Origin of the sequence: Streptomyces sp. NBC_00414, from assembly GCF_036038375.1 — a bacterium.
GTDB lineage: Bacteria > Actinomycetota > Actinomycetes > Streptomycetales > Streptomycetaceae > Streptomyces.
Window position 1 is genome coordinate 7068321 of sequence record NZ_CP107935.1, and the last position, 12747, is coordinate 7081067.

14 protein-coding genes are annotated in these 12747 nt (G+C 70.6%); 5 read left to right on the top strand and 9 right to left on the bottom strand.

All coding sequences use genetic code 11. The annotated features are described in order from the left end of the window. Positions 1–48: 48 nt before the first annotated feature. Positions 49–960 carry an SGNH/GDSL hydrolase family protein gene (locus tag OHS59_RS30690; protein WP_328496588.1) on the bottom strand — a complete coding sequence of 304 codons (912 nt, stop codon included), beginning with the start codon at positions 958–960 and terminating at the stop codon, positions 49–51. Between the two features lie 200 nt (positions 961–1160). Here OHS59_RS30690 and OHS59_RS30695 point away from each other — a divergent pair, with 200 nt between their 5' ends. After that, positions 1161–1655, top strand: a complete 495-nt coding sequence (locus OHS59_RS30695; RefSeq protein ID WP_328496589.1) for a DUF3145 domain-containing protein — start codon at positions 1161–1163, stop codon at positions 1653–1655. Between the two features lie 262 nt (positions 1656–1917). Here OHS59_RS30695 and OHS59_RS30700 read toward each other — a convergent pair whose 3' ends face one another. The 5 genes from OHS59_RS30700 to OHS59_RS30720 all read right to left on the bottom strand — a co-directional run bounded on the left by OHS59_RS30700 (position 1918) and on the right by OHS59_RS30720 (position 6885). Beyond that, positions 1918–3213, bottom strand: a complete 1296-nt coding sequence (locus tag OHS59_RS30700) for a beta-ketoacyl-[acyl-carrier-protein] synthase family protein (RefSeq protein ID WP_328496590.1) — start codon at positions 3211–3213, stop codon at positions 1918–1920. Between the two features lie 85 nt (positions 3214–3298). Then, a complete protein-coding gene (locus OHS59_RS30705; RefSeq protein ID WP_055611752.1) occupies positions 3299–3547 on the bottom strand; it encodes an acyl carrier protein in 249 nt (82 codons plus the stop codon). A gap of 71 nt (positions 3548–3618) precedes the next feature. After that, a complete protein-coding gene (locus OHS59_RS30710; protein ID WP_328496591.1) occupies positions 3619–4650 on the bottom strand; it encodes a ketoacyl-ACP synthase III in 1032 nt (343 codons plus the stop codon). Positions 4651–4672: 22 nt separating this feature from the next. Then, positions 4673–5590: an ACP S-malonyltransferase gene (locus tag OHS59_RS30715; RefSeq protein ID WP_328496592.1), complete on the bottom strand. Its 918-nt coding sequence runs from the start codon at positions 5588–5590 to the stop codon at positions 4673–4675. 89 nt (positions 5591–5679) lie between these two features. Beyond that, positions 5680–6885, bottom strand: a complete 1206-nt coding sequence (locus OHS59_RS30720) for a PucR family transcriptional regulator (protein WP_328496593.1) — start codon at positions 6883–6885, stop codon at positions 5680–5682. A gap of 84 nt (positions 6886–6969) precedes the next feature. On the opposite strand from OHS59_RS30720, the gene OHS59_RS30725 reads away from it, so the two are divergent. Then, on the top strand, positions 6970–7626 hold the full coding sequence (locus OHS59_RS30725; protein ID WP_328499421.1) for a pirin family protein: 657 nt from the start codon (positions 6970–6972) through the stop codon (positions 7624–7626). A gap of 15 nt (positions 7627–7641) precedes the next feature. On the opposite strand, the gene OHS59_RS30730 is transcribed toward OHS59_RS30725, so the two are convergent. Continuing rightward, on the bottom strand, positions 7642–8478 hold the full coding sequence (locus OHS59_RS30730; RefSeq protein WP_328496594.1) for a helix-turn-helix transcriptional regulator: 837 nt from the start codon (positions 8476–8478) through the stop codon (positions 7642–7644). Positions 8479–8605: 127 nt separating this feature from the next. On the opposite strand from OHS59_RS30730, the gene OHS59_RS30735 reads away from it, so the two are divergent. Beyond that, positions 8606–9682 carry an aldo/keto reductase gene (locus OHS59_RS30735; RefSeq protein ID WP_328496595.1) on the top strand — a complete coding sequence of 359 codons (1077 nt, stop codon included), beginning with the start codon at positions 8606–8608 and terminating at the stop codon, positions 9680–9682. 11 nt (positions 9683–9693) lie between these two features. On the opposite strand, the gene OHS59_RS30740 is transcribed toward OHS59_RS30735, so the two are convergent. Together OHS59_RS30740 and OHS59_RS30745 are read right to left on the bottom strand one after the other, a co-directional pair. After that, complete coding sequence (locus OHS59_RS30740) at positions 9694–10515, bottom strand: serine hydrolase domain-containing protein (RefSeq protein ID WP_328496596.1); 822 nt, start codon at positions 10513–10515, stop codon at positions 9694–9696. A gap of 104 nt (positions 10516–10619) precedes the next feature. Further along, positions 10620–11090, bottom strand: coding sequence for a GNAT family N-acetyltransferase (locus OHS59_RS30745; RefSeq protein ID WP_328496597.1), 471 nt, complete (start codon positions 11088–11090; stop codon positions 10620–10622). A gap of 95 nt (positions 11091–11185) precedes the next feature. On the opposite strand from OHS59_RS30745, the gene OHS59_RS30750 reads away from it, so the two are divergent. Continuing rightward, positions 11186–11650, top strand: a complete 465-nt coding sequence (locus OHS59_RS30750) for a MerR family transcriptional regulator (protein WP_328496598.1) — start codon at positions 11186–11188, stop codon at positions 11648–11650. Beyond that, entirely contained in the window at positions 11647–12663 is a 1017-nt protein-coding gene (locus OHS59_RS30755; protein ID WP_328496599.1) for an aldo/keto reductase, read from the top strand. Before OHS59_RS30750 ends, OHS59_RS30755 begins: the two co-directional genes overlap by 4 nt. Positions 12664–12747: the final 84 nt, after the last annotated feature.

Genomic DNA, 12747 nt, shown 5'->3' on the forward strand with positions numbered 1-12747 from the left:
GCGCGACCAGCCCCCACCGGACCGGCACCCGAAAACGAGCCCCCGGGGTCACCGAGGCGTACGGGACGTGACAACCCCGTACGCCATCTCGGCAAGCCGAGCCTGACCGTTCACGCTCGGATGGAACCAGTCCCAGTGACTCAACTGCGCGGTCCCGAACCGGTACTCGAAGACCGCCCCACCATCGAACCGGCACCGCCGATCCTTCGCACACACCTCTTCAAGAACCGAGTTGTACGACTCGACCCGGTCCTGCACCCGATCCCGCCGCGACGTGGCCGCCGAGCTCAACGAGTCGGCGTCCCCCAGCATCGAAGGACAGATCCCCAGCTTCCAGATCTGCTTGCCCATCGGATTCGTCCGCCCCTGCGACCACAGCCGCTTCAGATCGGGCACGCTCGACACGTACACCTGCGTCTTCGGCAGCGCGGACCGCAGCGTGCTCAGCGCGTCCTCGAACTGGGTGCGGAATCGAGCCACCGAGGTCATCGCGGACACCGACGAACGGCAGGCGTCGTTCGCGCCGGCCATCACCGTGACCAGCTCGGGCTTCTTCGCCGCGGCCTGCGCCATCTGACCGGGCAGGTCCGCCATGCGGGAGCCGGTCACCGCGTAGTTCCAACTGCGCTGCGCGGCGCCGGAGGTCCCCAGGAGACGTACCGCGAGGCTCTTCACCTTCGTGTCGGAGCCGGTCGCCCACGAGACCTCGGGGCAGTCGGTCAGTACCGAGCAGGCGTCGAACCCGCGGGTGATCGAGTCGCCGACCGCGGCCAGCGAGCGCGGGCTCCGGTCCCAGTCGGGCGTGGGCTTCGGTGAGGGTTTCCCGCCCCGCGCCTCAGTTCCTGACGGTCCTGGGGAATTGCCGCCGACCGCGTCGCATCCGGCCAGTCCCGCGACGCCGACAAGAGCCGCCACGACGGCCGCGAGGAGGCCCCGCGAACGGTGACCACGGTTTCGCATCCCCAGTTCCCCTCGTTCATCACGCAACGGCACTCCGCCCCGGAGCGTCCTCCCGGGTGAAACCTCCGTGTTTCCGGGCGCTTGGACCGACGGTACGTCACACTCCTTGCGCCCTCGCACGGTAGCCTCGGCACACGTGGCTGCCCTGCCACTGAACGATCCGCCAAGCCGCAAAGTGCCCGCTCTGTCCGGAGGTGCCAGTGACGACACGTGGAGTTCTGTACGTGCACTCCGCGCCGCGTGCGCTGTGCCCACACGTCGAGTGGGCGGTCGCGGGTGTGCTCGGCACGCGGGTCAGCCTCGACTGGATCCGGCAGCCCGCCTCACCCGGCACCTGGAGATCCGAGTTCTCCTGGAAGGGCGAGGTCGGCACGGCCTCCAAGCTCGCCTCGGCGCTGCGCGGCTGGCAGATGCTGCGCTTCGAGGTCACCGCCGAGCCGTGCGCCACGGCCGAGGGCGAGCGTTACAGCTGCACCCCCGAGCTGGGCATCTTCCACGCGGTGACCGGGATCCACGGCGACATCCTGATCCCCGAGGACCGCCTGCGCGCCGCCCTGGTCCGCTCCCAGCAGGGCGAGACCCATCTGGAGTCCGAACTCACCAGACTCCTGGGCAAGCCCTGGGACGACGAACTGGAACCCTTCCGCTACGCAGGCGAAGGCGCCCCCGTCCGCTGGCTCCACCAGGTGGTCTGACCCCCAAAGGGACGCCTCTCGGGGGCGCGGGGAACGGCGCAGTCTTTTGCCTTTCGCCCTCAGGGGCGCGGGGAACGGCGCAGTCTTTCGTCTTTCAGGGGCGCGGGGAACGGCGCAATCTTTTGCCTTCAGGGGCGCGGGGAACTGCGCGACAAGCCCCCACCGGACCCGCACGCACCCACAAACGCAAGCGGCCCGGCCCCAAGAAGAGACCGAGCCACTCACCAACCAAGCCAAAAGGCCAAACGGCCGAACGGCCGACTCAGACGGTGCGGAACGCAAGTACCACGTTGTGCCCACCGAACCCGAACGAGTCGTTGAGCGCGGCGATCCGCCCCTCGACAGGCAACTTCCGAGCCTCACCACGAACGATGTCCGCGGTGGCCTCCGCCTCGGGGTCGAGGTTCTCGACATTGATGGTCGGCGGCGCGATCCGGTTGTAGAGCGCCAGCACCGTGGCCACCGACTCCACCCCACCGGCACCGCCGAGCAGATGCCCGGTCATGGACTTCGTACCGGACACGGCGAAGTGATCGGCGTCGTCGCCGAACACCTTCCGCAGAGCCTTCAGCTCGGCCACGTCACCGGCCGGCGTGGAGGTCGCGTGCGCGTTGACGTGCACGATCTCCGCCGGGTTCAGGTCGGTGCTGTCGAGCAGGTGCTGCAGGGCGGCCGCGATACCGCGGCCCTCCGGCTCCGGCTGCACGATGTCGTGGCCGTCGGAGGAGATGCCCTGGCCGACCGCCTCCGCGTAGACACGGGCCCCGCGCTTGGCGGCGTGCTCGGCCGACTCCAGGACCAGGACGCCTGCGCCCTCGCCGAGGACGAAGCCGTCACGGCCGATGTCGTAGGGACGCGAGGCGCCCTGCGGGTCGTCGTTGTTCTTGGACATCGCCATCATGTTGCCGAACGCGGCGATGGGAAGCGGGTGGATGGCCGCCTCGGTGCCACCGGCGACGACGACGTCGGCGCGGCCGGTGCGGATCATCTCGATGGCGTAGCCGATGGCCTCGGCGCCCGACGCACAGGCGGAGACCGGGGTGTGCACACCGGCGCGGGCGCCGACGAGCAGACCCACGTTGGCCGAGGGGCCGTTGGGCATGAGCATGGGAACGGTGTGCGGGGAGACGCGGCGTACGCCCTTCTCCTTCAGCACGTCGTACTGGTCGAGCAGGGTCGTGACGCCACCGATGCCGGAGGCGATGACCGTGCCGAGCCGGTCGGGGTCGACGGTCGCGCCCGGTTCGGCGGCGTCCGAAGCCTCGGCGCCGGCCTTGTCGGTGAAACCTGCGTCAGCCCAGGCCTCCTTGGCCGCGATCAGCGCGAACTGCGCCGAGCGGTCGAGGCGGCGGGCCTGCGGGCGCGGAATGACCTCGCCCGGCTCCACGGCGATCTGTGCCGCGATACGGACCGCCTGGTCGGCGGCCCAGTCCTGCTCGAGAGGGCGGACGCCGGAACGTCCGGCGACCAGGCCCTCCCAGGTAGAGGCTGCGTCGCCACCCAGCGGTGTGGTTGCGCCGATACCGGTGACGACCACGGTGCGATTGGTCGGGCTCACGGGAATTCTTTCTCCAACGGATACGAGGATTCAGCGGCGCCACCGCCGGGTGGCGGGGCTAGCAGCAGTCGGGGGTGAAGGTTGCTCAGCCCTGGTGCTTGAGGATGTACTCGGTCGCGTCGCCGACCGTCTTGAGGTTCTTGACGTCGTCGTCGGGGATCTTGACGTCGAAGCGCTCTTCGGCGGCGACGACGACCTCGACCATGGACAGCGAGTCGACATCGAGGTCGTCGGTGAAGGACTTCTCCAGCTGGACGTCCTCGACCGGGATGCCGGCGATCTCGTTCACGATGTCGGCAAGACCGGCGACGATCTCTTCCTGAGTGGCGGCCATGTCAGGCGCTCCTTCTTGTGTATCCAGAGGGTGTGGCGGAACTGCCGCCCGGAAAGATCCGGACGGTGTGCCTAGGGGAGGGTAACGACCGTCGCGGCGTACACGAGACCCGCCCCGAAGCCGATGACGAGCGCGGTGTCGCCGCTCTTCGCTTCGCCGGTCGCCAGGAGCCGCTCCATCGCGAGCGGAATCGAGGCGGCCGAGGTGTTGCCGGTGGTACGCACGTCACGCGCGACCGTGACGTGTTCCGGCAGCTTGAGAGTCTTCACCATCGAGTCGATGATCCGCTCGTTGGCCTGGTGGGGAATGAAGACGTCCAAGTCGTCCGCAGTGAGTCCGGCGGCTTCCAGCGCCTCCTTGGCGACCTTGGCCATCTCGAACACGGCCCAGCGGAACACCGCCTGGCCTTCCTGCGTGATCGCGGGGAACTTGACCTCGCCCTTGGAGTCCAGGGGCAGCTGGGACACGTCCCCGCTCCTGAACTGGTCCCAGGGCACGGTCTGCTTGATGGTGTTGGACTTGTCGCCCTCGGAACCCCAGACGGTGGGGCCGATGTGCGGCTCCTGAGAGGGCCCCACGACGACCGCGCCCGCGCCGTCACCGAACAGGAAGGCCGTCGCGCGGTCCTCCAGGTCGGTCAGGTCGGACAGCCGCTCGACGCCGATGACGAGCACGTACTCGGCGGAACCGTCCACGATCATGCCCTTGGCGAGGGTCAGTCCGTAGCCGAAGCCGGCGCAGCCCGCCGAGATGTCGAAGGCCGCGGCCTTCGCCGTGCCGAGCTTGTCGGCGATCTCGGTGGCGACGGCCGGGGTCTGGCTGAAGTGGGAGACGGTCGAGACGACGACGGCGCCGATCTGCTCGGCGTTGATCCCGGCGTCGGCGATCGCCTTGCCGGACGCCTCGATCGACATCGCGGCGACGGTCTCCTCGTCGTTGGCCCAGTGCCGGGTCTCGATGCCGGAGCGCGAACGGATCCATTCGTCGGACGAGTCGATGCGTTCGAGGATCACCTCGTTCGGTACGACACGAACCGGGCGGTAGCCGCCCACGCCGAGGATCCGCGCGTACGGGGCGCCCTTGCGGGCCTTGATCTTCGACATGCTCTGTCGGCTCCTTACGCGCTCAGGCGGAGGCGTGCTCGGCGATGAGCTCGCGAGCCGCTTCGAGGTCGTCGGGTGTCTTGAGCGCCAGCGTCTTCACGCCGGGCAGCGCGCGCTTGGCGAGACCGGTCAGCGTGCCACCGGGGCACACCTCGACCAGCGCGGTCACGCCGAGTTCCTTGAAGGTCTCCATGCACAGGTCCCAGCGGACCGGGTTGGCGACCTGACCGACCAGACGGGAGACGACCTCGGCGCCCGTGGCGACGGCCAGGCCGTCCTTGTTCGAGACGTACGTGATCGTCGGGTCCGCGGGCGAGAGCTCCGCCGCGGCCTTCGCGAGGACGTCGACCGCCGGGCTCATGTGACGGGTGTGGAACGCGCCGGCGACCTTCAGAGCCACCACCCGGCGTACGCCCTCGGGCTTGTCGGCCTCCAGGGCGGCCAGCTCCTCCAGCGTGCCGGCGGCCACGATCTGGCCCGCGCCGTTCACGTTCGCCGGGGTCAGGCCGAGCTTCTCCAGGTGCGGGATCGTCACTTCGGGGTCGCCGCCGAGCAGCGCCGACATACCGGTCCGGGTGACGGCGGCGGCCTCGGCCATCGCCAGGCCCCGCTTGCGCACGAGCTTCAGGGCGGCCGTGTCGTCCAGGACGCCCGCCAGGACGGCGGCCGTGATCTCGCCGACGCTGTGCCCCGCGACGGCGGCAGGCGTCGTGGCACCGAGTGCCGAGGCGGACAGGAGACCCGCGGCGACCAGCAGCGGCTGGGCCACGGCGGTGTCGCGGATGGCGTCCGCGTCGGCCTGCGTGCCGAAGTGGGCAAGGTCGAGCCCGATGGCGTCCGACCACGCGGCGACGCGGTCGGCGGCGCCGGGGAGGTCGAGCCAAGGAGTCAGGAAGCCGGGCGTCTGGGCGCCCTGGCCGGGAGCGACGAGTACGAGCACTCTCACACTCTCTCTTGTGAACGGGCACGGCCGCCCGTGGGGACAGGGACGAAGAACAGGAGGGGGAATTGTAGGTCCCCGACAAAAGCCTAGAGCTGGGGATCTCCATCGGCCAGACGCCCCAGGATGAGCGCGATCCGCAGCGTGAACGCCGAACGTACGTCGGAGGGCGACCAGCCGGTGACGTCAGTCACACGTCGAAGCCGGTAGCGCACGGTGTTGGGGTGCACGAAGAGCATCCGGGCCGCGCCTTCGAGACTGCTCGCCTGTTCGAGATAGACGCTCAGTGTCTCCAGGAGCGCGGACCCGGCCTCCTGGAGCGGTCTGTAGATCTCCTCCACCAGTTGGTCGCGCGCCGCCGGGTCACCGGCGATCGAGCGCTCCGGCAGGAGATCGTCGGCCAGCACCGGCCGGGGGGCGTCCTGCCAGGCGAAACACGCCTTGAGCCCGGCGGCCGCGGCCTGCGCGGAACGGGTCGCGGCGAGCAGGTCGGGCACCACGGGGCCCGCCACCACCGCACCGGCCGCGTACGGCCCGATCAGGGACTTGGCGACCGCCAGGGGATTGTCGCTGCCGCCCGCGATGACGACCAGACGGTCACCGAGGACGCCGGTGAGCACCTGGAGCTTGGCGTGCCGGGCGGCCCGCCGGATGGCCTCGACGGTCAGCTCGCTGTCACCGTCGGGTGCCGTGCCCAGCACCACGCACACATGCTCGGGCGCGTTCCAGCCGAGGGCCGCGGCACGGGACACCGCGCCCTCGTCGGCCTCGCCGGAGAGCACCGCGTTCACGACCAGCGACTCCAGGCGGGCGTCCCAGGCACCGCGTGCCTCGGCGGCCTGCGCGTACACCTGGGCGGTGGCGAAGGCGATCTCCCGGGCGTACACGAGCAGCGCCTCGCGCAGCACGTTCTCGTCGCCGGGGGCCGCGACCTCGTCGATCGCGGACTCCATCACCTCGATGGTCGTCCGCACCATCTCCACGGTCTGGCGCAGGGTGATCGCCCTGGTCAGCTCGCGCGGGGCGGTGCCGAAGACGTCCGTGGAGATCGCCTGGGGAGCGTTCGGATGCCGGAACCACTCGGTGAACGCGGCGATACCGGCCTGCGCGACGAGGCCGATCCACGACCGGTTCTCCGGGGGCATCGCCCGGTACCAGGACAGCGTCTCGTCCATGCGCGCGATGGCCTGGGCGGCGAGACTGCCGGACGACTTCTCCAGCCGCTTCAGGGTCGCGGTGTGCGCGTGGGCGGCGCGCGCCGCTCGTTCGGTGTTGCTGGATTCGGGTTCGGGCACGGAACAAGACTGCCTTATCCGGACGGCAGGATGCGGCGGAGGGTCGCAGGTGACACGCCCGACAGGTCTACCGTGGGTCGCGTGATGGACGTACGGCGCGCAGACGACCGCTACCGGGGAGGCGATCCGGCGGCCGGGATCGAGTCCCTGCACGCCTTCTCCTTCGGCCCGCACTACGACACGGACAATCTCCGCTTCGGCGCGGTCCTCGCCTGCAACGAGGAGCGCCTCGCGCCGGGCGCGGGCTTCGACGAGCACCCGCACAGCCACACGGAGATCGTCACCTGGGTCGTCGAGGGCGAGCTGACCCACCGGGACTCCACGGGCCACGAGTCGGTCGTGCGCCCCGGGGACGTCCAGCGCCTCAGTTCGGCGGGCGGGGTCCGCCACGTCGAACGCAACGACGGCGACAGGCCGTTGCGGTTCGTCCAGATGTGGCTCGCCCCGCTGGAACCGGGCGGCGATCCGGCGTACGAGGTCGTCCACGGGATCGCGGACGCCACGCCGTACGCGGTCCCGGAGGCGGGGGCGATGCTCCACGTCCGCCGGCTGGCCCCGGGGGAGCGGACCGCCGTCCCGGACACCCGCTTCCTGTACGCGCATGTCGTACGCGGCGAAGTGCTGCTGGACGGCGAGGTGCTGGGCGCGGGGGACGCGGCACGGGTCACGGACGCGAAGGACCTGGAGGCGGTGGCCCGGGGGAGCGCGGAGCTGCTGCTCTGGGAGATGACGGCCGGCTGAGCGTCCCGGCGGGCATCACCCCGCGGACAGGCGGGCCAGTGCCGAGCGGCTCGCGTCGTCGGCGGGGCGGTAGATCACCAGCCGCTGGTCCAGGTCCTGGATCGGGGTGAGCACCTCGAAGTCCACCGAGATCTCACCGATCTCCGGGTGCCGCATCACCTTGCGCCCGCGGCCCTTGACCTTGACGTCCCGCTCGGCCCACATGCGCGCGAACTGCTCGTCGTGCGTACTGAATTCGACGATGAGGTCGGCCAGGCCCCGGTCCTCGGGATGCGCGGCCCACGCGGCGCGCAGATGGGCCACCCCCTCCCGTACGACGCGTTCGCGGTCGACGTAGAACTCGCGGGTCCGGGGATGCATGAGGCACATCCACATGGAGTTGCGCTGCGACGGCGGCAGGGTGCCGAAGTCCACCAGCAGCTCCGCCATCTCACGGTTCCAGGACAGGATGTCGTAGCGGTGGTTCAGCACCATGGCCGGCAGGGGTGACAGGTCGGTGACCAGCCGGGCGAGGGTCGGCACCGCGGTGGTGGCGGGTCCGTCGGCGTCATCGGGGCGGCGCTGCCGGGCCAGGTCGAAGACATAGGTACGTTCGTCGGGGGCCAGGCGCAGCGCCCGGGACAGCGCCTCCAGCACGCCCACCGAGGGCCGCAGTCCGCGCCCCTGCTCCAGCCGCACGACGTAGTCGACGCTGACCCCGGCCAGTTCGGCGACCTCCTCGCGGCGCAGTCCCGGGGTCCGCCGGGATCGCCGGCGCGAGGGCAGACCGACATCGTCCGGGTCCAGCCGTTCGCGCCGGGTCCGCAGGAACGCGGCCAGCTCCTGTGTCGCGTCCACGGTGCGGGTCGTCATGTGTGATCCAACAGCCGGGGTAGGACTCGTGTTCCCAGGAAGTTCCTTCCCTTACCCCTGGCCCGGGCCGGTCACAGACTCGCTGTCGACAACGGATCACGAGCACATCCGAGCACAGGAGGACATCATGTCGCTCACCCTCGACAGCTACCGGCTGCTGGGCCGCTCCGGGCTGCGGGTCTCACCGCTGGCCCTGGGCACCGCGACCTTCGGCACCGAGTGGGGCTGGGGCGCCGAGCGGGACGAGGCGCGCAAACTGTTCGACCTCTACGTGGAGCGCGGCGGCAACTTCATCGACACCGCCAACACCTACACCGACGGCAGCTCCGAGCGCCTGCTGGGCGAGTTCACCCGCGACAACCGGGAAAGCCTGGTGCTGGCGACGAAGTACACGACGCTGCGCCGGCCCGGCGATCCCAACTCCGGGGGCAGCCACCGCAAAAGCCTGTTCGCGTCGGTGGAGGCCAGTCTGCGACAGCTGAACACGGACTACATCGATCTTCTCTACCTGCACGTGTGGGACTTCACGACACCGGTCGAGGAGATCCTGCGCGGCATGGACGACCTGGTCCGGCAGGGCAAGATCCTTTACGTGGCGATCTCCAACGCCCCGGCCTGGCAGGTGTCGCGCATGCAGACGATCGCCGACCTGCGCGGCTGGTCACCTCTGGTCGCCCTGCAGATCGAGTACAACCTGATCGAGCGCACCGGCGAACGCGACCTGATCCCGATGGCGCGCGAGATGGGGCTGGCCGTGATCCCGTACTCGCCGCTGGCCGGCGGCGTGCTCACCGGCAAGTACGGCCGCGACGACCTGACCGCGCCGAACGGTGCGTCGGACGGCGCGTCCGGCGACGGCACCCGCAAGAACTTCAACCTCGCCCTGGGCACCCTCACCGAACGCAACCTGGCCGTCGCCGACGTCGTGCGGGAGGTCGCCGCGGAGCTGGGCCGCACACCCGCGCAGGTCGCTCTGGCCTGGACCCTGCGGAACCCGGGCGTGACGGCACCGGTCATCGGCGCCCGTACCCCCGCGCAGCTGGAGGGCAATCTGGGCGCCCTGGAAGTCGACCTCACCGCCGCGCAGCTGGCCCGCCTCGACGAGGCCGGCGCCGTCGGGCTCGGCTTCCCGCACGACATGCTCGCCAGTGACCACATCCGCCGGGTGACCACGGGCGACCTGCGGATCGAGGCCCGCCGCTGACGGGAGGATTCCTAGCGCCCCAGCTCGGCCAGGACCGCGTCCGTGAACGCGGGCCACGCCTCCGTCGCCCAGGTGCCGAACGCCCGGTCCGTCAGGGCCACGCAGGCGACCCCCGCGGCCGGGTCGATCCACAGGAACGTGCCGGACTGGCCGAAGTGTCCGAAGGTGCGGGGCGAGGACGAACTGCCCGTCCAGTGGGGGGACTTGGAGTCGCGGATCTCGAAGCCGAGGCCCCAGTCGTTGGGGTTCTGGTGCCCGTATCCCGGCAGGACACCCTTCGTCCCCGGGTACTGCACGGTCATCGCCTCCGCGACCGTGCGCGGGTCGAGCAGCCGCGGCGTCTGCACCTCGGCGGCGAACCGCACCAGATCGTCGACGGTCGAGACACCGTCCTTCGCGGGCGATCCGTCGAGGGTCGTCGACGCCATCCCGAGCGGTTCGAGGACCGCCTGCTCCAGGTACTCGCAGAAGGGGATCTCCGTCGCCTTCGCGACGTGCTCGCCGAGCTGCTCGAACCCGGCGTTGGAGTACAGCCGCCGCTGTCCGGGCGGCGCCGTCACCCGGTGCTCGTCGAAGGCGAGCCCGCTGGTGTGGGCGAGCAGATGCCGCACGGTGGACCCCTCGGGCCCGGCGGGCTCATCCAGCTCGACGGCCCCTTCCTCGTACGCCACGAGCACGGCGTAGGCGGCGAGGGGTTTGGTGACGGAGGCCAGCGCGAAGGGCTGGGTGACGGGCCCGTGGGTCCCCAGCACGGTGCCGTCCGCCCGTACGACGGCGGCGGCAGCGGTGGGTACGGGCCACTTCTCGATCAGCGCGAGGCTCTCCAAAGACATGCCCAGAGCCTACGGGCCCCTTCAGGGGCGCGGGGCTGTGACATGTGCGGCTCCGCCGCGTGGGCGCGGCCGGCCACGACGCACCGGCACTCGTCCACCACCGGTCAGAACTTCAGCCGCATCAACGGATCCGGAGTCCGGACGAACCCGATCGACTCGTACAGCGGCGCGGCCTCGGGCGAGGCGGTCAGATCGATCTGTCCGACCCCCTGCCCCCGGAACCACACCACCAGCTCCTCCATACAGGCCCGCGCGTACCCCCGCCGCCGCACACCGGGATCCGTCGCGACACTGAACACGTATCCGATCCGCCCGTGCGGATTCCCGGGCCGCCCGATCCGGTACTCCAGGGTCCCCACCACGAGCGCCCCCAGCGCCCCCGCCCGCTCGGGATGATCGACGACGAAGGCCGCGAAACCCCCGTCGGGATCGGCCAGCCGACCCCGTACGGTGGCCAGGGACTCGGCATGCCAGCCGGTGGACGTGTCCGCCCCCGCCATCGAGTCGATCAGGATCTGACGCAGTCGGAGCAGCTCCTCGGCGTCCTCGGGCACGGCACGGCGTACAAGGCTCATGATCGGCACGCTAGCCAGCGCGGCGCCCCGTGTCGCCGGAATTTCATCCGTTTCCGCTTGCTTGGAGTGCACTCCAAGGTTTTAGCGTTGGGGTCATGACGGTGATGGAGACCACGGAGCCCGGGACCGACATCTGTGTGGCCCCGCCGAAGGCGCTGAGGCGCCCCGACGGGCGGGACCAGTACACGATCAGCGAGGTCGTCGCGTTCACCGGCCTGACGGCGCACACCCTGCGCTGGTACGAGCGGATCGGGCTGATGCCGCACATCGACCGCTCGCACACGGGCCAGCGGCGCTACAGCAACCGCGACCTCGACTGGCTCGACCTCGTCGGCAAGCTGCGGCTGACCGGGATGCCGGTCGCCGACATGGTGCGGTACGCGGAGATGGTGCGCGCGGGCGACGACACGTACGCCGACCGTTTCGAGCTCCTGGAAGCGACGCGCCGGGACGTGCGGGCCCGGATCGCGGAGCTGCAGGACACCCTCGCCGTGCTCGACCGGAAGATCAATTTCTATGCGGACGCCGGGCAGGCCCTGGCGTCGGAGAGGTCCCGATGACGGACAGCAGGATCGCGAAGGCACCGCTCGGCACGGGAGGCCCCGAGGTCGGCGTGCAGGGCCTCGGCTGCATGGGCATGAGCTTCGCGTACGGTCCGACGGACGCCGAGGAGGCACGGGCCACCCTGGAGCGCGCGCTGGAACTGGGTGTCACGCTCTACGACACGGCCGACGCCTACGGACAGGGTGAGAACGAGCGGTTCCTGGCGCCGTTCTTCGCGGCGCACCGCGACGAGGTGGTCGTCGCTACGAAGTTCGCGATGACGATCCCGCCGGACGAGCCGACCAAACGGATCATCCGCAACGACGGCCCGTACATCCGGCAGGCGGTCGAGGCGAGCCTCAAGCGCCTGGAGGTCGACGTGATCGACCTCTACTACATGCACCGCCGTGACGTGAACGTGCCCATCGAGGAGACCGTCGGTGTCATGGCCGAGCTGGTCCGCGAGGGCAAGGTCAAGCAGCTCGGGCTCAGCGAGGTGACGGGCGGCGAGCTGCGGGCCGCGCAGACCGTGCACCCGATCGCGGCCGTCCAGTCGGAGTGGTCGCTGTTCAGCCGGGACATCGAGGCGGGTGTCGTCCCTGCGGCCCGTGAACTGGGCGTGACCCTGGTCCCGTACTCCCCGCTCGGGCGGGGCTTCCTCACGGGCTCCTTCTCCGACGCCGACAAGGACCTCACCGCCGACGACTTCCGCCGGCAGCAGCCGCGCTTCACGGGCGACAACGCGGCGGCGAACGCGGCTCTGCTGGAGCCGATCCGGGCGGTGGCCGCGGCGCACGGGGTCTCCGTGGGGCAGGTCGCGCTGGCCTGGGTCCATCAGCAGGCGGCGACGCACGGGCTGCCTGTCGTGCCCATTCCGGGGACCCGGAGGCGCACGCGGGTGGAGGAGAACACGGCGGCCACGCGGGTCGCTCTGACCGAGGCCGACCTCGGCGTCCTGGACGGCATCGCCGGCAAGGTCGCGGGCACCCGCTACCCCGACATGACGTTCACGTCGGCGAGCCGGGAGTAGCCCTCCGGGCAGGGGAAAGGGACGGGGACGGTTCCCCGCCTGCGGCCAGCCACGACGTGCCCGCAGCCGTCGAACGACCCCAGC

Excerpts from the sequence above, each read along its gene's own strand:
- OHS59_RS30690 (WP_328496588.1), bottom strand. The coding sequence starts at position 960 with ATGCGAAACCGTGGTCACCGTTCGCGGGGCCTCCTCGCGGCCGTCGTG.
- OHS59_RS30705 (WP_055611752.1), bottom strand. The coding sequence starts at position 3,547 with ATGGCCGCCACTCAGGAAGAGATCGTCGCCGGTCTTGCCGACATCGTG.
- OHS59_RS30710 (WP_328496591.1), bottom strand. The coding sequence starts at position 4,650 with ATGTCGAAGATCAAGGCCCGCAAGGGCGCCCCGTACGCGCGGATCCTC.
- OHS59_RS30725 (WP_328499421.1), top strand. The coding sequence starts at position 6,970 with ATGGACGTACGGCGCGCAGACGACCGCTACCGGGGAGGCGATCCGGCG.
- OHS59_RS30730 (WP_328496594.1), bottom strand. The coding sequence starts at position 8,478 with ATGACGACCCGCACCGTGGACGCGACACAGGAGCTGGCCGCGTTCCTG.
- OHS59_RS30735 (WP_328496595.1), top strand. The coding sequence starts at position 8,606 with ATGTCGCTCACCCTCGACAGCTACCGGCTGCTGGGCCGCTCCGGGCTG.
- OHS59_RS30740 (WP_328496596.1), bottom strand. The coding sequence starts at position 10,515 with ATGTCTTTGGAGAGCCTCGCGCTGATCGAGAAGTGGCCCGTACCCACC.
- OHS59_RS30745 (WP_328496597.1), bottom strand. The coding sequence starts at position 11,090 with ATGAGCCTTGTACGCCGTGCCGTGCCCGAGGACGCCGAGGAGCTGCTC.
- OHS59_RS30750 (WP_328496598.1), top strand. The coding sequence starts at position 11,186 with ATGACGGTGATGGAGACCACGGAGCCCGGGACCGACATCTGTGTGGCC.
- OHS59_RS30755 (WP_328496599.1), top strand. The coding sequence starts at position 11,647 with ATGACGGACAGCAGGATCGCGAAGGCACCGCTCGGCACGGGAGGCCCC.